Origin of the sequence: Pseudomonas syringae (assembly GCF_021605415.1) — a bacterium.
GTDB lineage: Bacteria > Pseudomonadota > Gammaproteobacteria > Pseudomonadales > Pseudomonadaceae > Aquipseudomonas > Aquipseudomonas syringae_S.
On the sequence record NZ_WKEQ01000027.1, the window covers coordinates 17,480 to 39,355 of the forward strand.

At 59.0% G+C, this 21,876-nt stretch carries 16 protein-coding genes and 2 tRNA genes; 13 read left to right on the forward strand and 5 right to left on the reverse strand.

The features are described 5' to 3' along the window. Positions 1-11: 11 nt before the first annotated feature. The 6 genes from hflX to GIW69_RS18495 all read left to right on the forward strand — a co-directional run bounded on the left by hflX (position 12) and on the right by GIW69_RS18495 (position 8,364). On the forward strand, positions 12-1,313 hold the full coding sequence (gene hflX, locus GIW69_RS18470; protein ID WP_236484230.1) for a ribosome rescue GTPase HflX: 1,302 nt from the start codon (positions 12-14) through the stop codon (positions 1,311-1,313). Between the two features lie 96 nt (positions 1,314-1,409). Then, on the forward strand, positions 1,410-2,588 hold the full coding sequence (gene hflK / locus GIW69_RS18475; protein WP_236484231.1) for an FtsH protease activity modulator HflK: 1,179 nt from the start codon (positions 1,410-1,412) through the stop codon (positions 2,586-2,588). Then, entirely contained in the window at positions 2,588-3,457 is an 870-nt protein-coding gene (gene hflC / locus GIW69_RS18480; protein ID WP_236484232.1) for a protease modulator HflC, read from the forward strand. Before hflK ends, hflC begins: the two co-directional genes overlap by 1 nt. A 300-nt stretch (positions 3,458-3,757) precedes the next feature. Then, complete coding sequence (locus GIW69_RS18485) at positions 3,758-4,945, forward strand: ATP phosphoribosyltransferase regulatory subunit (RefSeq protein ID WP_236484233.1); 1,188 nt, start codon at positions 3,758-3,760, stop codon at positions 4,943-4,945. A gap of 54 nt (positions 4,946-4,999) precedes the next feature. Next, entirely contained in the window at positions 5,000-6,289 is a 1,290-nt protein-coding gene (locus GIW69_RS18490; protein ID WP_236484234.1) for an adenylosuccinate synthase, read from the forward strand. 140 nt (positions 6,290-6,429) lie between these two features. Then, positions 6,430-8,364 (forward strand): methyl-accepting chemotaxis protein, encoded by a 1,935-nt coding sequence (locus GIW69_RS18495; RefSeq protein WP_236484235.1) that lies wholly within the window; start codon positions 6,430-6,432, stop codon positions 8,362-8,364. A gap of 90 nt (positions 8,365-8,454) precedes the next feature. Here the strand turns inward: GIW69_RS18495 and GIW69_RS18500 are convergent, their stop codons facing one another. From GIW69_RS18500 to GIW69_RS18515, 4 genes are all read right to left on the reverse strand, one after another. After that, on the reverse strand, positions 8,455-10,020 hold the full coding sequence (locus GIW69_RS18500) for an ABC transporter permease (protein WP_236484236.1): 1,566 nt from the start codon (positions 10,018-10,020) through the stop codon (positions 8,455-8,457). Beyond that, the gene (locus GIW69_RS18505) at positions 10,020-11,030 is read right to left on the reverse strand and encodes an extracellular solute-binding protein (protein ID WP_236484237.1); all 1,011 of its coding nucleotides are present in this window, start codon (positions 11,028-11,030) and stop codon (positions 10,020-10,022) included. The genes GIW69_RS18500 and GIW69_RS18505 overlap by 1 nt, the downstream gene beginning before the upstream one ends. A 281-nt stretch (positions 11,031-11,311) precedes the next feature. Beyond that, a tRNA-Leu gene (locus tag GIW69_RS18510) sits at positions 11,312-11,398 on the reverse strand. Positions 11,399-11,578: 180 nt separating this feature from the next. Next, positions 11,579-11,665: transfer RNA gene (locus GIW69_RS18515), tRNA-Leu, on the reverse strand. A 226-nt stretch (positions 11,666-11,891) separates the two neighbouring features. Between GIW69_RS18515 and rnr the strand changes: the two genes are divergently transcribed. The 7 genes from rnr (at position 11,892) to dnaB (ending at position 19,085) form a co-directional block, all read left to right on the forward strand. Then, complete coding sequence (gene rnr / locus GIW69_RS18520) at positions 11,892-14,519, forward strand: ribonuclease R (protein WP_236484238.1); 2,628 nt, start codon at positions 11,892-11,894, stop codon at positions 14,517-14,519. Beyond that, positions 14,516-15,283, forward strand: a complete 768-nt coding sequence (rlmB, locus tag GIW69_RS18525; RefSeq protein WP_236484239.1) for a 23S rRNA (guanosine(2251)-2'-O)-methyltransferase RlmB — start codon at positions 14,516-14,518, stop codon at positions 15,281-15,283. The genes rnr and rlmB overlap by 4 nt, the downstream gene beginning before the upstream one ends. 198 nt (positions 15,284-15,481) lie before the next feature. Next, positions 15,482-15,904, forward strand: a complete 423-nt coding sequence (rpsF, locus tag GIW69_RS18530; protein ID WP_008048087.1) for a 30S ribosomal protein S6 — start codon at positions 15,482-15,484, stop codon at positions 15,902-15,904. A gap of 28 nt (positions 15,905-15,932) precedes the next feature. Then, a complete protein-coding gene (gene rpsR / locus GIW69_RS18535; protein ID WP_002551829.1) occupies positions 15,933-16,163 on the forward strand; it encodes a 30S ribosomal protein S18 in 231 nt (76 codons plus the stop codon). 36 nt (positions 16,164-16,199) lie between these two features. Beyond that, complete coding sequence (locus GIW69_RS18540; RefSeq protein WP_236484240.1) at positions 16,200-17,093, forward strand: hypothetical protein; 894 nt, start codon at positions 16,200-16,202, stop codon at positions 17,091-17,093. An 18-nt stretch (positions 17,094-17,111) separates the two neighbouring features. After that, entirely contained in the window at positions 17,112-17,558 is a 447-nt protein-coding gene (gene rplI, locus GIW69_RS18545; protein ID WP_003221136.1) for a 50S ribosomal protein L9, read from the forward strand. Between the two features lie 129 nt (positions 17,559-17,687). Further along, complete coding sequence (gene dnaB, locus GIW69_RS18550) at positions 17,688-19,085, forward strand: replicative DNA helicase (protein WP_236484241.1); 1,398 nt, start codon at positions 17,688-17,690, stop codon at positions 19,083-19,085. Between the two features lie 21 nt (positions 19,086-19,106). Here the strand turns inward: dnaB and GIW69_RS18555 are convergent, their stop codons facing one another. Beyond that, entirely contained in the window at positions 19,107-21,686 is a 2,580-nt protein-coding gene (locus GIW69_RS18555; protein ID WP_236484242.1) for a hypothetical protein, read from the reverse strand. Positions 21,687-21,876 lie beyond the last annotated feature (190 nt).

Genomic DNA, 21,876 nt, shown 5'->3' on the forward strand with positions numbered 1-21,876 from the left:
AGGAGTCTCCTTTGTTCTTTGAGCGCCACGGTGGTGGTGAACGAGTCATCCTCGTTCACTTGGATGGACAGGACCCTGAGGCGCGCGAAGATCCGCAGGAGTTTCAGGAGTTGGCGAATTCGGCGGGCGCCGAGACCGTTGCGTTTTTTAACGTGCCGCGTCATCGGCCAACCGCCAAGTTCCTGATTGGCAGTGGCAAGGTCGAGGAATTGCGCGACCTGGTCAAAGCCGAAGAAGCCGATCTGGTGATTTTCAATCACATCCTCACGCCCAGTCAGGAGCGTAACCTCGAACGTGTTTTCGAGTGTCGCGTGATCGACCGTACGGGTCTGATTCTCGATATTTTCGCCCAGCGCGCACGTACCCATGAAGGCAAGCTCCAGGTAGAACTGGCCCAGCTTGATCACATGAGCACGCGGCTGGTTCGTGGCTGGACTCACCTGGAGCGTCAGGGTGGCGGCATCGGTATGCGTGGCCCGGGTGAAACCCAGCTGGAAACCGACCGCCGTTTGCTGCGGGTTCGCCTGCGCCAGATCAAGGGCCGGCTGGAAAAAGTGCGCAGCCAGCGCGAGCAGTCGCGCCGTGGCCGATCCCGTGCGGATATTCCTACCGTGTCCCTGGTGGGCTATACCAACGCCGGTAAGTCCACGCTCTTCAATAACGTGACGAAGTCCGACGTGTATGCGGCTGACCAGTTGTTCGCCACACTTGATCCGACCCTGCGCCGTCTGGAGCTCGACGACCTGGGGCCGATTGTGCTGGCCGATACGGTAGGTTTCATTCGCCACTTGCCCCACAAGCTGGTCGAGGCATTTCGGTCTACGCTCGAAGAATCGAGCAACTCCGACCTGCTATTGCACGTGATCGATGCCGCCGAGCCGGATCGCATGTTGCAGATCGAACAGGTGATGGTGGTGCTGGGCGAGATTGGTGCGCAGGACTTGCCGATCCTTGAGGTCTATAACAAACTCGATTTGCTTGAAGGCGTTGAGCCGCAAATCCAGCGCGACGAAAACGGCAAGCCCCAGCGGGTCTGGCTGTCGGCGCGTGATGGCTCGGGTCTTGAGTTGCTTGAGCAAGCCATTGCCGAATTACTGGGCAGTGATTTGTTCATCGGTACCCTGCGTTTGCCGCAACGTTTCGCAAGGCTGCGTGCGCAGTTTTTCGAGCTCGGAGCGGTACAGAAAGAAGAGCACGACGAAGAAGGCATCTGTTTGCTGGCCGTTCGTTTGCCCCGGGTCGAGCTGAATCGACTGGTAAGCCGCGAGGGATTGCAGCCGATGGAATTCATCGAGCAACACACTTTGCAATAAAAGCCTGACAAAGCGGTTGTGCCGCAACGGCAGGCATTCTGTAGCATTGGTCGGCGCGCCGTGGGTGCGTCTTTGCTTTATCAGATGGAGAGCGCTATGGCTTGGAATGAGCCGGGTGGCAACTCGAACAATCAGGATCCTTGGGGTGGCAAGCGCCGCAATAATGGCGACCGCAAGGGGCCACCGGATCTCGACGAGGCCTTCCGCAAGCTGCAGGAAAGCCTGAATGGGTTGTTCGGTGGTGGAAAGAAACGTGGTGGTGACGACGGCGGTGGTTCGGGCAGGAGTGGCGGCTTTGGCGGTCTGCTCGGCATCGGCCTCGTTGTGCTGGCGGCCGTCTGGCTGTACAGCGCGGTCTATGTGGTGGACGAGCAGGAGCAGGCCGTGGTGCTGCGCTTCGGCAAGTACTACGAGACTGTCGGCCCGGGCCTGAACATCTATTTCCCGCCGATCGACAAGAAGTACATGGAAAACGTCACGCGTGAGCGTGCCTACACCAAGCAGGGCCAGATGCTGACCGAAGACGAGAACATCGTCGAAGTGCCATTGACCGTGCAGTACAAGATCAGCAACCTGCAGGATTTCGTGCTGAACGTCGATCAGCCGGAAATCAGCCTGCAGCATGCGACCGACAGTGCCTTGCGCCACGTGGTGGGTTCGACCGCCATGGATCAGGTGCTGACCGAAGGTCGTGAGCTGATGGCCAGCGAAATCAAGGAGCGTCTGCAACGCTTCCTCGATACGTATCGCACCGGTATCACCGTTACTCAGGTCAACGTACAGAACGCGGCAGCCCCGCGTGAAGTGCAGGAAGCCTTTGACGACGTGATCCGCGCCCGTGAAGACGAGCAGCGTTCGCGCAACCAGGCTGAAACCTACGCCAACGGCGTGGTGCCGGAAGCCCGTGGTCAGGCCCAGCGTATCCTCGAAGATGCCAACGGCTACCGTGACGAAACCGTCTCGCGCGCCAAGGGTGAGGCTGACCGCTTCACCAAGCTGGTCGCCGAGTACCGCAAGGCACCGGAAGTCACCCGCGAGCGTCTGTACCTGGACACCATGCAGGAAGTCTTCAGCAATACCAGCAAGGTTCTCGTGACCGGCAACAAGAACGGCCAGAGCAATCTGCTGTACCTGCCGCTGGACAAAATGGTTGAAAGTGGTCGCAGCACCAGCGCGCCAGTGAGCGGCAGTGCGGCATCCACCAGCAATGAAGCAAATGCGCGTGCCGCAGCTGATCTGCAGCAACAGCAGGCACGTACCAGGGAGAGTCGCTGATGAGCAATAAATCGCTGATCGCCCTTATTGTCGGCGTTGTCGTGGCGATCGCTGCCTGGAACTGCTTCTACATCGTGGCTCAGACCGAGCGTGCGGTGTTGCTGCAGTTCGGTCGCGTGGTTCAGGCCGATGTTCAGCCGGGTCTGCATGTGAAAGTGCCTTACGTCAACCAGGTGCGCAAGTTCGACGCTCGCCTGATGACACTGGATGCACCGACGCAGCGTTTCCTGACCCTGGAAAAGAAAGCCGTGATGGTCGACGCCTTCGCCAAATGGCGCGTCAAAGATGCCGAGCGTTTCTACACCGCAACGTCTGGTCTCAAGCAGATCGCCGACGAGCGTCTGTCCCGTCGTCTCGAATCGGGCCTGCGTGACCAGTTCGGTAAGCGCACCTTGCACGAAGTCGTGTCTGGTGAGCGTGACGCGTTGATGGCTGACATCACCGCTTCGCTGAACTCGATGGCGGAAAAAGAGCTGGGTATCGAAGTCGTCGATGTTCGGGTCAAGGCCATCGATCTGCCGAAAGAAGTGAACCGCAGCGTGTTCGAACGTATGAGTACCGAGCGTGAGCGTGAAGCTCGCGAGCACCGCGCTAAGGGTAACGAGCTGGCTGAAGGCATCCGTGCCGATGCCGATCGTCAACGCCGCGTGTTGCTGGCTGAAGCCTATCGTGAATCCGAAGAGGTTCGCGGTGACGGTGATGCACAGGCCGCTGCGATCTACTCCAAGGCCTACGGTCAGGATCAGGAGTTCTATGGTTTCTACCGTAGCCTGCGCGCCTACCGTGAAAGCTTCGCGAACAAATCCGACGTCATGGTGCTAGACCCAAGCAGCGACTTCTTCCGTTACCTGGAAAAAGCCAAGCCTTGATACGACGTTGACCTGAATCACTCCGCCTGGCGGCTAATGCCTCGGGCGGGGTGATCCTTTCGGAAAACGTGTGTATGATGCGGCAGCCGGGAAATTCCCGGCTTTTTTGCGTCTGCACGTTTGATTGCTGTTTATGCTGCAGAACATCGGGTTGAATGACCCGGCAGTTTTTCGAGGAAAGTGATTGGCGAAGCCGGTAAAAGGCTTTTCGCTCCGTTGTTCATGCGCGGACCATTCATTTTCTGCTTCACTCAAGGCTCGCCCGGAGGGCTGGCCGCCCGGATCAAAGGGGAAGGCGTAATGGCGACGGTAGACCGCTGGCTGCTGCCAGATGGTATCGAAGAAGTCCTGCCACCAGAGGCGGCGCGCATTGAAGTTGCGCGTCGTCAGGTGCTGGATCTGTTCCAGAGCTGGGGTTACGAGTTTGTCGTGACTCCCCATATCGAGTACCTGGAATCCCTGCTGACCGGCGCGGGCCAGGATTTGGATCTGCGTACCTTCAAGGTCATCGACCCGCAATCGGGCCGGCAGATGGGGTTCCGTGCCGACATCACGCCGCAAGTGGCGCGCATCGATGCGCACACCCTGCGCCGCGAAGGCCCGAGCCGTTTGTGCTACGCCGGCAGCGTGTTGCACGCTCAACCGCGTGCCTTGTCGTCCTCCCGCAGTCCGATCCAGTTGGGCGCCGAGTTGTATGGCGACGCCAGTCCGACCAGCGACGTTGAAGTCATCAGCCTGATGCTGGCCATGCTGCAACTGGCCGATGTGCCGGACGTGCACATGGATCTTGGGCACGTCGGCATCTACCGCGGCCTGGCCCAGGCGGCCGGTCTGTCGGGCGAAGTCGAGCAACAGCTGTTCGATGCGTTGCAACGCAAGGCTATCGACGAGGTCATTACCCTGACCGAAGGCCTGCCGACCGATCTGTCCGGCATGCTGCGTGCGCTGGTTGATTTGTGCGGTGGCCGTGAAGTGTTGAGCGCTGCCCGCGAGCGCCTGGCCAATGCGCCGGCGCCGGTATTGGCGGCACTGGAAGACTTGCTGGCGATTGCCGAGCGTCTGTCCGCGCGTTTCCCGCAGCTGCCGTTGTATTTTGATCTGGGCGAGCTGCGCGGTTACCACTATCACACCGGTGTGGTGTTCGCGGTATTCGTCCCGGGTGTTGGCCAGTCCATCGCCCAGGGTGGCCGCTACGACGACATCGGCGCCGACTTCGGTCGCGCCCGTCCGGCCACGGGCTTCTCCACCGATTTGAAAACCCTGGTGACCCTGGGGCGTGCTGACATCGAGCTACCGTCTGGCGGTATCTGGATGCCTGACAGTACGGATGCGGCACTCTGGCAGCAGGTTTGCCAGTTGCGCAGTGAGGGTCAGCGTGTCGTCCAGGCATTGCCCGGACAACCTTTGGCCGCCGCCCGTGATGCGGACTGCGACCGGCAATTGATTCAGCAGAACGGGCTTTGGCAGGTTTCGCCACTGGCTTCTTGAGTTTTCCTGCCGGCCATCGCCGGCACCAAGTTTGCGCGAATGAGGACAAGTGTTATGGGTAAGAATGTCGTAGTCCTGGGCACCCAATGGGGTGATGAGGGCAAAGGCAAGATCGTTGATCTGCTGACCGAACATGCTGCCGCCGTAGTGCGCTACCAGGGTGGCCACAACGCAGGTCACACGCTGGTGATCGACGGCGAGAAAACCGTTCTGCACCTGATCCCCTCGGGCGTGCTGCGCGAAGGCGTGCAGTGCCTGATCGGCAACGGCGTGGTGGTTGCACCGGACGCTCTGCTGCGTGAGATCACCAAGCTGGAAGAGAAAGGCGTACCGGTGCGCGAGCGCCTGCGTATCAGCCCGTCCTGCCCGCTGATCCTGTCCTTCCACGTAGCGCTGGATCAGGCCCGTGAAAAGGCCCGTGGCGAGCTGAAGATCGGCACCACCGGTCGCGGCATCGGCCCGGCTTACGAAGACAAGGTTGCACGTCGTGGCCTGCGTGTGGGCGACCTGCTCAACATGCCGCGCTTTGAAGACAAGCTGCGTGAATTGGTGGAATACCACAACTTCATGCTGGTGGGTTACTACAAAGAGCCGGCCATTGACTACGACAAAACCCTGGCCGAGTGCAAAGAATACGCTGAGCTGCTCAAGCCACTGATGCTGGACGTGACTGCCGAGCTGCACGACCTGCGTCGCGCCGGCAAAGACATCATGTTCGAAGGCGCCCAAGGTTCGTTGCTGGACATCGACCACGGCACGTACCCATACGTGACCAGTTCCAACACCACCGCTGGCGGCGTTGCGACCGGTTCGGGTGTCGGCCCGATGTTCCTGGACTACATCCTGGGCATCACCAAGGCTTACACCACTCGCGTAGGCTCGGGTCCATTCCCGACCGAGCTGTTCGACGAAGTCGGCGCGCACCTGGCCAAACAGGGTCACGAGTTCGGCGCCACTACCGGCCGCGCCCGTCGTTGCGGCTGGTTCGACGCCGTTATCCTGCGTCGCGCTATCGATGTGAACAGCATCTCGGGCATCTGCCTGACCAAGCTGGACGTGCTCGACGGTCTGGAAACCATCAACATCTGCGTCGGTTACAAAGATGCAGAAGGTAATGATGTTGCCCCGACTGATGCAGACAGCTACGTGGGCCTGCAGCCAGTGTACGAAGAAGTGCCGGGCTGGACCGAATCGACCGTGGGTGCCAAGACCCTGGAAGAGTTGCCAGCTAACGCCCGTGCCTACATCAAACGCGTTGAAATGCTGATCGGTGCGCCGATCGACATTATTTCGACGGGCCCGGATCGCAACGAAACCATCGTTCTGCGTCATCCGTTTGCCTGATAAGTCGTTGATGTAAAAACACAAAGGCCCCTTAATCGGGGCCTTTGTCGTTTATGCCTGTTGGACGGCATGACCTTTGCTGTGAATCTGTCTACAAGAGTGCCATCAAATTAATGGCGCTAGAAGTCGAGGTATTCACAGTGTCGGCCGTTCTCTCGCTGTTACAAAGCCGTTTGTTGCGCCCAGTGTTCGTTACCCTCGGTATCGCTCTTTTGGTGCAAGTGCTCGTGGCCGTTGCCCTTACCCGGAGCACGGTGACCGCGCTGGAAGCTGATCTGGGTGCGCGCCTCGGCGTCGACAGCCAGAAGCTTTCCGGCGAACTGGAGCAGGCGGGGCGTGAAGTCACGTCGAGCCTGGACAAGTTATCCGCCAGTACTCGCCAACGCCTCACCGCCGGTTTATCCACACGTCTGAAGGACGAGCAGACGCAACTGCGTGGGACGTTGGAAAAAAGCCTGAAAGACTCGGCCAACGACATGGCCCAGTTGCTCGCATCCGTCGCGCCTCGCGCCATGTGGGACAGCGATGTGCCGACTTTGTCCGAGTTCGCTCGCCGGGCCCAGCGCAATCCCAATGTCTTGTTCGTGGTGTATGACGACGCCACCGGCCAGCATTTGACGCGCTATCTCAATCGCGAAAACCCGATTAACAAGGCCTTGCTCGAAAAAGGCCAGGGTGAGCGTGCGCTCGACAAGGTGCTTGATGCGGCGAAGAACGATCCGTCGGTCTACTACCTCGAAGCGTCGATCAACCCTAACGGTGTAGAAATCGGCAAGGTGTTGATGGGCGTCTCCACTGCCTCGGTGGAGACCGATCTGGCCGCGCTCGATCAGCGCTTCTCGGCGCTGATTGCCAGCAGCGATCAATTGGTCGGTGACAGCCTCAAGGGGGCGGCAGCGGATAGCGCCACGGCCATGCGCGCGCGGTTGCAATCGGCGCAAGCCACCGCCGAAGAGATGAAAGCCAATACCACCGGCACTGTTCAAGACGCCGCGGCGACATTGCGGTGGCGCATCGGCATGGGCCTGGCGTTGGTCGGTGCCGGCGTGCTCCTGTTGCTCGCTGTGGTGTTGGGGCATCGCGTGGTTAATCGTTTAAAAATGCTCAACGCCGCGATGGACGATCTCGCGGCGGGCGAAGGCGATTTGACCAAGCGCGTGCAGATCAACAGCAACGATGAGATTGGCGACATGGCGTCGGCGGTCAACCGGTTTGTAGATAAGTTGCAGCCGATCGTTCGTGAGGCGGGCGATGTGGCGCAACGAACCGGTCTGGAAATCGGTGCGATGACCTTGCGCAATGCCGGTGCGGATGCGGCGGCGGGAATGCAGCGTGATGAAGTGGCCGAAAGTCTTCGCGCACTCTCGCAAATGGCCGACGAGGCACAATCGGAAAGCCATGCGATGCAGGCTGCGCTGAAGCAAGTGGTGGACATTCGCCAGGCCACTGACGAAAACACCCGCACCTCGGCGAAGGTCGGCGGTTTGATCGAAGCGCTGGCGGGGCAGGTCGATACCGGCTCCAAGGTAATCGAGCGGCTGGCTCGGCAAAGTGAACAGATTGAGGTCGTGCTCACTGTCATCCACGGCATTGCTGAACAGACCAACTTGCTGGCACTCAATGCCGCCATCGAAGCGGCGCGTGCTGGCGAAACCGGTCGCGGTTTTGCCGTGGTGGCGGATGAAGTGCGCGCGCTGGCGAGCAAGACGCAAAGCTCCACCGGCGATATTCAGGCGCACATCGTTGCCCTGCAGCAAGGTGCACGCGAGGCTGTAGAAGCGATCGGTCAGGCCGGGCGTCAGGCCAGCGAAGGTTTGCTGGTGTTGCGCGACAGTGCACGGTTGCAGCAATCAGTACAGGCATCCGTTGAACAAGTGCATGCGGCGATTGGTCTGGCGACTCAGGCGGCGGCGCATCAGGCGCAAGGTGCGCAGGCAGTGCGCGGGCGGGTCGAGACGATTCACGCTCAGGCCGAGAAAGCGGCGCAGGCGGTGGTGGCGACCACGGCCAGCGGCAAAGTGCTGGATGGGCTGGCGGCGCAGTTGAAGGCGAGCCTGGGCCAGTTCAGGGCTTGAAGCTGTTCTGGCGGGCTGCTTCACGAGCAGGCTCGCTTCCACGTTGGAATGCCTTTCCCTGTGGGAGCGAGCCTGCTCGCGAAGGCGGCATCAGCGGCTCAAATACATCCGCGTCGTCAGCAGATAAACCGGCAACCCCGACACCACAATCAACAACGCTGCATATGGCGCCGCCGCCGCAAACTCGACATTCGCGGTGTGCGCCCACACTTCGGTCGCCAACGTGTTGAGCCCGGTCGGGCTCAACAGTAAAGTCGCCGTCAATTCCTTCATTGCATCCAGGAACACCAGCGCAAACGCTGCGCCCAGCGCCGGAAAAATGATCGGCAGGGTCACCCGGCAAAACGCGCTGAACGACGAGGCGCCCAGCGTGCGTGCCGCCTCTTCCAGTTGCGGTGCAGCCTTGTTCAGTGCCGTGCGGATCGGCGCCTGCGCCAGTGGCAGAAACAGCAGGGCATAGGCGATCAACAGCAGTGCCGACGTCTGATACAGCGCCGGCACGTAATGCAGGGCGAAATACACCAGCGTCAGGGCGATGACCAGTCCCGGCAGCGCGTGCAATAGATATGGCAAGCGCTCGGCCCAGATTGCCAATTGCCCCTTGTAACGCACCACCAGCAAGCCGACCGGTACGGCCAGCGCCAGGCACAACGCTGCGCCGCCCAGCGAAAGCGCAAGCGACGAAAGCAATGCTTCGGTGATCGCGGCGACCGGAAACGCTGCCGACGATCCCACCGCCAACCAATAACCGAGCATGCCCAGCGGAATACCGCTGCCAATGATCGCCAGCAGCAGGCAATACACCTGACCGGCCGCCGTCCATTTCCCGAGCTTCACTTGCTCGGCGCGCCGTGCGGCGCCCTGGCCAATTCGCACGTGACGGCCCTTGCCACGCGCGCGCAATTCCAGCCACAACAACATCAGGCACAGTGCAAGCAGCACCGCCGACAGCATTGCCGCGTTGGCGTTGCTGAATTCGAGTTCGAATTGCTGATAGATCGCGGTGGTAAAGGTTTGCAGGCCGATGATCGACAATGCGCCGAATTCCACCAGCATGTGTAAGGCAATCAGCAGAGAGCCGGCCAGCAGCGAGGGCCAGAGCAAGGGCAGGGTGACGCGAAAGAACACGCCCCAACGATTCTGTCCAAGTGTGCGGGCGGATTCTTCGAGGGAAGGATCAAGGTTGCGCAGGGTGGCGGCAACCGGCAAAAAAATCAGCGGGTATTTCGACAGGCTCATCACCAGAATCGCACCGCCGAGGCCTTCGAACTGTGCGCTCAACGACACCCAGGTGAAGCTGCTGACAAACGCTGGCACCGCGAAGGGCAGGCACAGAATCACGCCCCATAGACGGCGCCCAGGCAAATTGCTGCGCTCCAGCAGCCAGGCCAGCGACAGGCCGACCACGCCGCAGGTCAGTGTCACGCCGACCATCAACGCCAACGTATTGCGCAGCAAGCCAAAGACATAAGGTCGCCACAATAAGTGCAGCGCCTCCGCCCATCCGGCCTGCCAGGCTTTCAGTCCGACGTAGGCCAGCGGCAACAGGCTCAACACCACCAGCAGCAATACCGGCAGCAGCAACCAGATTGACGGCCGCTTGCGCCGTGGCACGTAACCCCCGCGCGAGGCGGGGGCGGATAACGATGGGGTCATCAGTTCAGGCCAACTTCACGTTCCAGTTCCAGCGCTTCTTCGGCATTACCCAGGTCGGCTGGCGTGACGTTCGGTGCTTGCAACTCGCTGAACGGCTTGAGGCCGCGATCCGATTCCATGCCTTTATGCAGTGGGTATTCAGCGGTGGTTTGAGTGATCACACGCTGACCTTCTTCGCTGGCCATGTAGGCGAGGAATTGCTGGGCCTCTTTCGGATGCTTGCTCGATTTCAGCACGGCAGCGCTGGAAACCGTGATCAGCCCGCCGACGTCACCGCCGGTGAAATAATGCAGTTTCGAGTCGAGCTTGCCTTTCTCTCGTTCCAGGGCGAACCAGTAGTAATTGTTAACCAGCACCGTGGCGACTTCGCCGTTTTCTACGGCTTTGAGTGCGACCATGTTGTTGCTGTAGGTCTTGCCGAAAGCGCGCAGGCCGGTCAGCCACTCTTCGGCGGCGTCGCGGCCGTGCACCTTGATGATCGCGACAGCTTGTTCCTGGAACGCACCGCTGGTCGGCACGAAGCCGACTTTGCCTTGCCATTGCGGGTCAGAAAATTCCATCACTGATTTCGGCAGGTCTTTTTCGTCGATCAGTTTCGGGTTGTAGGCGACGACGCGAACGCGCGCAGTCACGCCGATCCAGGTGCCATTGCTGGCGACGTATTCCTTCGGCAGTACGGCGAGGGTGGCGTCATCGGCCTTGGCCAGCAGGCCTTGCTCGCCGAGTTTGTTCAGCGGCGGGGATTCTTCGGTGTAGATCACGTCGGCAGGTGAGCGGTCGCCTTCTTCGACGATCTGGCTGGCGAGCTGATTGCTGCTGCCCTTGCGCACATTGACGTGGATGCCGGTCTTGGCTTCGAACGCCTTGGCGATCGCGTCACCGACTTCCTTGTGTTGGCCGTTGTAGAGCGTCAGGGAAACCGTGTCGGCAGCCTGGGTGAGGGGAGTGGCGAGTGCCAGGCCGAGGAGGGTAAAGGTCAGACCTCGGCGCAGGGTATTTCGAAACATCATTCGCAGGGTTCCTCACTGTCGCATTGTAAAAACTTGCAACAATGATAAACGATATTGTTTCTCAGGTGCGCTCCGCGCCGTTACGTCGGACTGCCATTGCGGTTGAAAAATGCCTTTATAGGAGCTGCCGCAGGCTGCGATCTTTTGACGTTGATTTGCAAGATCAAAAGATCACAGTCTGTGGCAGCTCCCATGGGATGTGCATTTCCAAAGGGCAGAAACGCAAAAACCCGCTTTCGCGGGTTTTTGTGAAACTCAAGGCCGTAACCTCGAATTTGAATTGGTGCCCAGAAGAAGACTCGAACTTCCACGACCGTAAGGTCACCAGCACCTGAAGCTGGCGTGTCTACCAATTTCACCATCTGGGCAATCATCGCGAGCGTTGCCGCTGTTGATGTGGCGCACTATACGGAGCGCTTTTTGATCTGTAAACCCCTGATTTAATTTTAATAAACCGGTTTTAACAAATCGATTTCTTAGAATGCAAAAACCCGCTTTCGCGGGTTTTTGTGTGAGCCTTGAAACTGATCTAGTCTCAAACTCGAAATTGGTGCCCAGGAGAAGACTCGAACTTCCACGACCGTAAGGTCACCAGCACCTGAAGCTGGCGTGTCTACCAATTTCACCACCTGGGCATCATCGACTGCGCGTGTACGTCGTCGATGGCGCGCACTATACGGAGCACCTTTTTAACTGTAAACCCCCGGCATCAAAAAAAGCGGTTTTTTTTACCGGTGGTGTTGAAAACGACTTCGCGACGGCGTTACAAAGCTTGAGTTACGCCTTCTATAGTCTGAAATTTCCCGTTTCATGGCGCCTATGCCAAACTAACCCGCATATAGACAAGGTGAAAACTCTCTAATGGCCGATTGGCAGTCCCTCGATCCCGAGGCCGCTCGTGAAGCGGAAAAATACGAAAACCCTATTCCAAGCCGCGAACTGATCCTTCAGCACCTTGCTGATCGGGGTTCGCCCGCTGCCCGCGAGCAACTGGTCGAAGAGTTTGGTCTGACCACGGAAGACCAGATCGAAGCCCTGCGCCGCCGTCTGCGCGCCATGGAGCGCGATGCTCAGCTTATTTACACACGTCGTGGCACCTATGCGCCCGTCGACAAGCTCGACCTGATCCTTGGTCGCATCAGCGGCCACCGGGATGGCTTTGGCTTCCTGGTGCCGGATGACGGTTCCGACGACCTGTTCATGAGCCCGGCGCAAATGCGTCTGGTGTTCGATGGCGACCGCGCTTTGGCGCGCGTTTCCGGTCTGGATCGTCGCGGTCGTCGCGAAGGCGTCATCGTTGAAGTCGTGTCCCGTGCCCATGAAACCATCGTGGGTCGTTACTACGAAGAGGGTGGCGTCGGTTTTGTCCTTCCGGACAATCCGAAGATCCAGCAGGAAGTGCTGGTCACTCCGGGCCGCAACGCCAACGCCCAGATCGGTCAATTCGTGGAAGTGAAGATCACGCACTGGCCAACCTCGCGCTTCCAGCCGCAGGGTGATGTTGTCGAAATCGTCGGCAACTACATGGCCCCGGGCATGGAAATCGACGTTGCCCTGCGCACCTACGATATTCCGCACGTGTGGCCGGAAGCTGTTCTCAAAGAAGCCGCCAAGCTCAAGCCGGAAGTCGAAGAGAAGGACAAAGAGAAGCGTATTGACCTGCGGCATCTGCCGTTCGTCACCATCGATGGCGAAGACGCCCGCGACTTCGACGATGCGGTCTACTGCGAAGCCAAGCCAGGCAAGCTGCGCCTGTTCTCCGGCGGCTGGAAGTTGTACGTGGCGATTGCCGACGTTTCCAGCTACGTGAAAATCGGTTCGGCGCTGGACAACGAAGCCCAGGTGCGCGGCAACTCGGTGTACTTCCCTGAGCGCGTGATTCCGATGTTGCCTGAGCAACTGTCCAACGGACTGTGCTCGTTGAACCCGCAGGTCGATCGTCTGGCCATGGTTTGCGAGATGACCATCTCCAAATCCGGCGAAATGACTGACTATTGCTTCTACGAAGCGGTGATCCATTCCCATGCTCGTCTGACGTACAACAAAGTCAGCGCGATGCTGGAAACGCCGAAAGCCACCGAAGCGCGCAAGCTGCGTGGCGAATACACGGACGTCGTGCCGCACCTCAAGCAGCTTTATGCGCTTTACAAGGTTTTGCTGGCTGCGCGTCATGTGCGTGGCGCGATCGATTTCGAAACGCAGGAAACCCGGATCATCTTCGGTACCGAGCGTAAAATCGCCGAGATCCGTCCGACGACCCGCAACGACGCGCACAAACTGATCGAGGAGTGCATGCTGGCGGCCAACGTGGCCACCGCTGAATTCCTGAAAAAGCATGAAATCCCTGCGTTGTATCGCGTTCACGCCGGCCCGCCGCCAGAGCGTCTGGAAAAGCTGCGCGCCTTCCTTGGCGAACTCGGCCTGTCCCTGCACAAAGGCAAGGACGGCCCGTCGCCGAAGGACTACCAGGCACTGCTGGCGAGCATCAAGGATCGTCCGGATTTCCACTTGATCCAGACCGTGATGCTGCGCTCGCTGAGCCAGGCGGTGTACAGCGCCGAAAACGACGGCCACTTCGGCCTGAATTACGAAGCCTATACCCACTTCACTTCGCCGATTCGGCGTTACCCGGACTTGCTCACGCACCGGGCAATCCGCAGCGTGATCCATTCGAAGCAAGATACCCCGCACGTTCGCCGTGCCGGTGCGATGACCATTCCCAAGGCGCGCATTTATCCATACGACGAGCCCGCGCTGGAACAGCTCGGCGAGCAGTGCTCGATGAGCGAGCGCCGTGCCGACGAAGCCACGCGCGACGTGGTGAACTGGCTCAAGTGCGAGTTTATGAAAGACCGCGTGGGCGAGTCGTTCCCGGGCGTGATCACGGCCGTGACCGGTTTTGGTCTGTTTGTTGAGCTGACCGACATCTACGTCGAAGGCCTGGTGCATGTCACCGCGCTGCCGGGTGACTACTACCACTTCGATCCTGTGCATCACCGCTTGGCGGGCGAGCGCACCGGTCGCAGCTTCCGTCTGGGCGACACCGTTGAAGTGCGGGTCATGCGCGTCGATCTCGACGAGCGCAAGATCGATTTCGAGATGGCCGAAAAAACCATCAGCGCACCGATTGGCCGCAAAAAACGTGGCGCCGAGACAGCCGCTCCGGTCGGCAAGGGCAAAACAGCAGCTGAGCCTGCGCCGGCTAAAACTGCCGGTCGCCGCCCTGCGAAGGAAAAAGCTGCCGAGGCTTATCGCCCGAGCGACGCCGTGGCGAAAAACGCCGAGTTGCGTAAAAGCCGCGAAATGAAAAAAGCCCTGCTGTCGGACGCCAAAAACGGTGGCAAAGCGGGAGCCGGGGGAAAGACCGGACGGTCGGCGCCTGACGCCGGCAAGCCAGCCAAGCCAAGCAAGCACCGTAAAGGCCCGCCGAAAGCGGGTTCCGCGCCAGCCAAAGCCGGTGGCGCGCGTAAACCAAAGGCCAAGTCATGAGTCAGTTGGAAAAGATCTACGGTGTGCACGCCGTAGAAGCATTGCTGCGTCATCACCCGAAACGCGTCAAGCAGATCTGGCTGGCCGAAGGGCGTAACGATCCGCGTGTGCAGACCTTGGTCGAGCTGGCCAACGAAAATCGCGTGCAGATCGGCCAAGCCGAGCGCCGCGAGATGGACGCCTGGGTTGAAGGCGTTCACCAGGGCGTGGTGGCGGAGGTCAGTCCTAGCCAGGTCTGGGGCGAAGCGATGCTCGACGAGTTGCTCGACCGCACCGAAGGCGCGCCGTTGCTGCTGGTGCTCGACGGCGTGACCGATCCACACAACCTTGGCGCTTGCCTGCGTTCGGCGGATGCTGCTGGCGCATTGGCTGTGATCGTGCCGAAGGACAAGTCGGCAACGCTGACCCCGGTGGTGCGTAAGGTGGCCTGCGGCGCGGCGGAAGTGATTCCGTTGGTGGCAGTGACCAACCTCGCACGCACCCTGGAAAAACTTCAGCAGCGCGGTCTGTGGGTTGTTGGCACGGCGGGCGAGGCGGAGGTGAGCATTTATGATCAGGACCTCACCGGCCCGACCATCCTGATCATGGGTGCCGAAGGTAAAGGCATGCGTCGCCTGACCCGCGAGCATTGCGACTATCTGGTGCATTTGCCGATGGCCGGTAGCGTCAGCAGCCTGAACGTCTCGGTGGCGACAGGCGTCTGCCTGTTCGAGGCCCAGCGCCAGCGCGGTGCCAAGAAGGCAGCCGCTTCGCGGAAGTCATAAGTTTCGAGCTGCAAGTTAAAAGCAAGGTGTTGACCACTTGTAGCTTGCAGCTTGCAGCTTCCCCCCTGCTCCTCTACTATTGCGCCCCTTGCTGTGACGGCAGGCACCTATGTGCCCATCGCCAGCGAGTCCATAAGTGTCATTCACTCCTTGTCTGACCGTTTTTGAGCGGCAGGCTACAACCCGTAAGGAGCATTCATGCGTCATTACGAAATCATCTTTTTGGTCCACCCGGATCAAAGCGAGCAAGTCGGCGGCATGGTTGAGCGTTACACCAAGCTGATCGAAGAAGACGGCGGCAAAATCCACCGTCTGGAAGATTGGGGCCGTCGTCAACTGGCCTACGCAATCAACAATGTTCACAAGGCTCACTACGTGATGCTGAACGTTGAATGCACTGGCAAGGCCCTGGCCGAGCTGGAAGACAACTTCCGCTACAACGATGCAGTGATCCGTAACCTGGTCATCCGTCGCGACGAAGCCGTTACCGGCCAGTCCGAGATGCTCAAGGCTGAAGAAAACCGCAGTGAGCGCCGTGAGCGTCGCGACCGTCCTGAGCACGAAGGCGCCGAAAGCGCTGATAGTGATGACAGCGACAACAGCGATAACGCTGACGAGTAATCCACGGACCTTTTAAGGAGCCTATCAAATGGCACGTTTCTTCCGTCGTCGTAAATTCTGCCGCTTCACCGCTGAAGACGTGAAAGAGATCGATTACAAAGATCTCAACACTCTGAAAGCCTACGTATCCGAGACCGGCAAAATCGTTCCAAGCCGCATCACCGGTACCAAAGCTCGTTATCAGCGTCAGCTGGCCACCGCTATCAAGCGCGCCCGCTTCCTGGCCCTGCTGGCCTACACCGACAGCCACGGCCGCTGAGACCGGGCAGTCGACAAGTAGCAAAGGATTGAAGACATGCGTGCCTTAGCTGAGTTCATCATGCGCGGCCGCATGCAGGCCATTCTCGTAGTGGCCGGGTGTGCAACATTGCCGTTGTTGTATTGGTTGGGTGCTGCCGCCGCAAGCCTTGTGCTTCTGCGGCGCGGATTGACGGACGCCCTCGGCGTTCTGTCCCTGGGACTGCTGCCGGCATTGGTCTGGTGGTTGTATGCCGATGACCCACGGGCACTTCTGGTGTTGCTGGGGTCTTCGGGGCTTGCGCTGGTGTTGCGCGCAAGCGAGTCCTGGGTTCGCACGCTGCTGGTCAGCGTGGCGGCGGGACTGGTGTTTTCAGTGGTGCTCGGGGCAGCTTTTGCGCCCCAGATCGAGATGCTGGCGCAGGCCTTGATAAAGGTCATGCCGTCGCTCCTCGGTGATGCCTACCAGCAGTTGTCGGTAGACGAGCAAGCGCGTTTCGCGTCCCTGATAGCACCGGTGCTGACCGGCCTGATTGCGGCTTTGTTGCAGATCGTCAGCGTGCTGAGCCTGATTGTCGGGCGTTACTGGCAGGCGCTGTTGTACAACCCGGGTGGTTTTGGTCGCGAGTTTCGCGCCATCCGGATCCCGCTTGGTCCAGCGATGTTGCTGCTGGCGTTGATGCTTCTGGCTCCCAATCTGGGTGCGCAGATGGCCATGTTGACGCCGTTGTGCAGCGTACCGCTGGTGTTCGCCGGACTTGCCTTGATTCACGGGCTGGTCGGGCAGAAGCGACTGGCCGGTTTCTGGCTGGTGGGGTTGTACGTCACGCTGTTGCTGTTCATGCAGCTGATCTATCCGTTGCTCGTGGTTCTGGCCATGGTCGACAGCCTGATTGATTTTCGCGGTCGTCACGTGTCGAAAGACGCCGATAACGCGAACGGTGAAGGTTAAAAGTTAGAGGATTTCCACATGCAACTGATCCTTCTGGAAAAAATCGCCAACCTGGGCAACCTGGGCGACAAAGTAAACGTTAAGGCCGGTTACGGCCGTAACTACCTGCTGCCTTTCGGCAAAGCTACCGCTGCGACCGCTGCCAATCTGGCTGCGTTCGAAGAGCGTCGTGCTGAGCTGGAAAAAGCTGCCGCAGACCGTAAAGCATCGGCTGAAAGCCGCGCTGCCCAACTGGCCGAGCTGGAAGTGACCATCACTGCCACCGCTGGCGACGAAGGCAAGCTGTTCGGTTCGATCGGTACTCACGACATCGCTGACGCACTGACCGCCTCCGGCGTTGAAGTGCAGAAGAGCGAAGTTCGTCTGCCGAACGGCACCATCCGCAACGTGGGTGAATTCGACGTGGCCGTGCACCTGCACGCCGAAGTTGAAGCCACCGTGCGCGTTGTCGTGGTAGCAGCTTAAGCAACACCTGATCGGCTGGCGGCTTGTCCGTCAGGCGGTTAACATCGGGCACGATCCTGTTTACAGGTCGTGCCCTTTGTCTTTCTGTAATCCCCGTTTTTCAACCGAGTTTTCCAAAACCAAGTGGCCATGAACGAAATCTCCGCACCCGAGCAATACGATCTGCAAACTGCCTCCCTTAAGGTTCCGCCGCATTCCATCGAGGCCGAACAGGCCGTGCTCGGTGGTCTGATGCTGGATAACAACGCCTGGGAACGCGTGCTCGATCAAGTCTCCGACGGCGATTTCTATCGACATGACCACCGTCTGATTTTCCGTGCGATCGCCAAACTGGCCGATCAGAACATGCCGATCGACGTCGTGACCCTGTCCGAGCAACTGGACAAGGAAGGTCAGACCTCGCAAGTCGGCGGTCTCGGCTATCTGGGCGAGCTGGCGAAAAACACGCCGTCCGTCGCCAACATCAAGGCCTATGCGCAAATCGTCCGCGAGCGGGCCACGCTGCGCCAGTTGATCGGTATCAGCACCGAAATTGCCGACAGCGCCTTCAATCCGGAAGGTCGTACCGCCGCCGAGATCCTCGACGAAGCCGAGCGGCAAATCTTCCAGATCGCTGAGGCCCGGCCGAAAACCGGTGGCCCGGTGGGCGTCAACGATCTGCTGACCAAAGCCATCGACCGTATCGACACCCTGTTCAACACCGACAACGCCATCACCGGTTTGTCCACGGGCTATACCGACCTCGATGAGAAAACCAGCGGTCTGCAACCGTCCGACCTGATCATCGTCGCCGGCCGTCCATCGATGGGTAAAACCACCTTCGCGATGAACCTCGTGGAAAACGCCGTACTGCGCAGCGAAAAAGCGGTACTGGTGTACTCCCTCGAGATGCCAGGCGAATCGTTGATCATGCGTATGCTGTCTTCGCTGGGTCGCATCGACCAGACCAAGGTGCGTTCCGGCCAGTTGGAAGACGACGATTGGCCACGCCTGACGTCGGCGGTCAACCTGCTCAACGACCGCAAGTTGTTCATTGATGACACCGCCGGCATCAGCCCGTCGGAAATGCGTGCGCGCACCCGGCGTCTGGTGCGCGAGCACGGTGAAGTCGGACTGATCATGATCGACTACCTGCAGCTAATGCAGATTCCCGGTTCCAGCGGTGACAACCGAACCAACGAAATTTCCGAAATCTCGCGATCTCTAAAGGCGCTGGCCAAGGAATTCAACTGCCCGGTGGTGGCGCTGTCCCAGCTCAACCGCTCCCTGGAACAACGCCCGAACAAGCGCCCGGTAAACTCCGACTTGCGTGAATCCGGAGCGATCGAGCAGGACGCCGACGTCATCATGTTTGTTTACCGGGACGAGGTGTATCACCCGGAGACCGAACACAAGGGCATCGCCGAAATCATCATCGGCAAGCAGCGGAACGGCCCGATCGGCTTCATTCGCTTGGCGTTCATCGGCAAATACACTCGCTTCGAAAACCTCGCGCCGGGCAGTTACAACTTCGACGACGACGAGTGATGTCAGCCATAGGCCGTTCGATCACTGCGCTTGATCGAACAGCTTCTGCGCAATCTTCGGGCTGATTACCACTCGCCAGATCTTCTGGTGAGGCCGGCCGGCCAGTTCCTCCTGCTGCTGAAACTCGGCGCCCAGTCTGCTCTGTGCCAGCGTTTTCATGTTCGCGCCCTTAATGGCGTAGTCGAGGGCGGGACGGTCTTTTCTGTCGTAGTGAAAATGCGCTTCCCATAACGGCGAATTATCGACCCGATCGTTGATTGAATAGACGTCCAGAAACGACTTTTTCTTGCCCTTGCCTTTGAGCTCTCGATCGATGGTTTTGATCACGTTCAGCTCTTGATGATCCAGCAAGTAATTCAGGCGCAACGCGTCGAGCACGTCCTTGTTCTTGTACATGCGCAGCAGGATGCTCTGGCCTTCGCTGTTCATCCGGTCAGCGGCCGTTTTCAGCTTCTGAATCAGTTGAGCGATGTCGACGTCACTGGCTGTCCCCTCGGTGTTTTCCAGGCGTTTCGCCTGCTGGCTGAGCAAATCCGCCTTCGCGCTGAGAAACTCAAGAATGTTCGCGGCAGGCGAGCCCGCAGCTTCATCATGACGGGCCTGATCAACTTGTGCGTCCACCTCGGCCAGACGATTGTTTGCTTCGCTGATCAGCTGTGCTCGCGACAACAGCGGTGGGCTTGCGGATACCGGTTGCCATTCGCCCTGGCGTTTCTCATAGCGCTGCGGGGGCTGACCGGGTTTGAAAGGATCGTCGATCTTAACCGTGACACTGCCATCCGCCGCGGTTTCCTTTTCTCCGACCAGCATTTTGTACGTGCCGTGCTGACGGACACGGAAGACTTTTCTCGGCGCTGCCGGAGTATTGGAGTCGCTTGGCTGAGGGGGTATGAAATCGAAATCGATGTCCTGGTCATGGCTTGGCAGTTCAGCGTTACTGGCGAATGCGTGATAGATATCGCTGAGTTTCCTTTCAATCTTCAACTCAAACGCGTCGATGACATTTAGCATGCCGCGGATGTATTCGGCTTTGGCCGGAGCGCCGTTGGAAAGCATCAGTTCGAACTGGCTTTTCTCTACGGTTATTTGCTCCAGCGCCATGCGCAGAATCCCGGGCCTCGACTCTGGAGAAACGTTCTTCAGATCCCTGACGAAAAACTCCAGCGCGGCAAACGTCTGAAGGCCGACGTCAGGCAAGATGTCCGGGGCATCCGAATACAGGCGCAGATAGAAATTGAACAGGCTGCGGTTGACCGAGTCGGCGTTGGGTACTCCAGCATTCAACTCCTCGAACTCGGAATCCGAATCACGAAACTTTTTTTTCATCTGCTCCATGACGCCTTGACGTTCTTCAAGGATTTTCAGTTTCTTGTTCAAGTGATCGATACTTTTCTTGCAGGTCTCGGGCGTTATCGTTTGCAGGGTTGGCAATACCCGGCGATCCATGACAAGGAGCAGCTTGTTGAAATTCAGAATCCGGTCTCTGAACTGGGCATGCAGTTCTTCCTTGTATAAGCCACCGGATTTCAACACACCAATCCATTCCTTGCCTTTGACATAGGCCTGGTTGTATTCGGTCAACATATTGATGTGCTTGCGAACGTGGACTTCAATCGCGACCAGCGCAGCTGTTTCGGTGGCGCTGCCCCGCTCCAGGCCGGCCAGATCACGCCACATTCTGGTAAAACTGGCATCGGACGCAACTAAGGCGTCGTAAGCATTCTTCAGCGGGACATATCGCTGCATCAGCAAGTGCTGGGTGGCGTTTCGATGCATGCCTCCCGGCAGGCCTAGAGGCAAGGAAAACCACTGATTATCGGTATTTCGGGTAATCGCCCAGGACTCACCCGGCCGACTGGCGTGGTAAATATTGTCGGTGTCTGCAGCCACGGGATCTTTCCCGTTGACGATGCGCCAGACGTTTTGCGTGGGCGAGGATGCATCGCGATCGAGCAATACCTGAAAGGCCTGGTGTTCTATGACCGCATACAGTTTTCCCTGAAATCGATGCAGCCCGTCAGCACCGGGATCGACGCCGGTGAAATCCAGATCGACACGCAAGTTTCGCAGTCGCCTGAGGTTCAGTGGCCACGTGAGGGTTCCGGCCTCTTCCAGTGCAACCCAGCGTTTGCTGTTCGGATCCCTCACAAGGATCGGCCCGGAGGGTTTCAATTCGCTGGAAAGCTTCGCCCGGTACAACCCGATCTCGCGATCCAGTCCGACCTGGAGAACGCCGTCGACGCCATCGACGAACAACCGGCCTTTGAACATTCTCAAGCCTGCTGCATCCGCAGCGGGCAGTCTGGCGGTGGATAAAACCCGGTATTGATCCAGTGACCGTCGTGCAGGTGCGGATCCGCTCACGAAATGGGGAAGCGTTTCGCGGATCACAATGGTCGGTGCGGTTGTTATGGCATCAAGATTTACGTCTGCAAATGTCTTTTCGGGAGCGTTTGGCCACCGTGTACTTGAGGGCGCCGTGAGCCCCGAAACGATTCGAGGCGCGGTATCGGTGCGAGTCGGGGCGCCATTAGTGGAGCGAGGCGGGGGCGTGTGTATTTCGACGGGGGTGGTGCCTTTGAGCGGTGGTTTGACGGGCATGATATTCATCCTTGAATAGCCTGTTGCCGTAACAGCCTTTGATCGGCCGATGACGGATCTGTTTGAAATCATCGATCCCGCTTCTTGCGAAATCGAAAGATGTCGCTTGTTTTCGGCAGAGAAGGAGGCGGGCTCGCGCAATAAAGAGAAACCGACCATTGCCGTCGGAATTGGTCAAAATTTGTGCTAT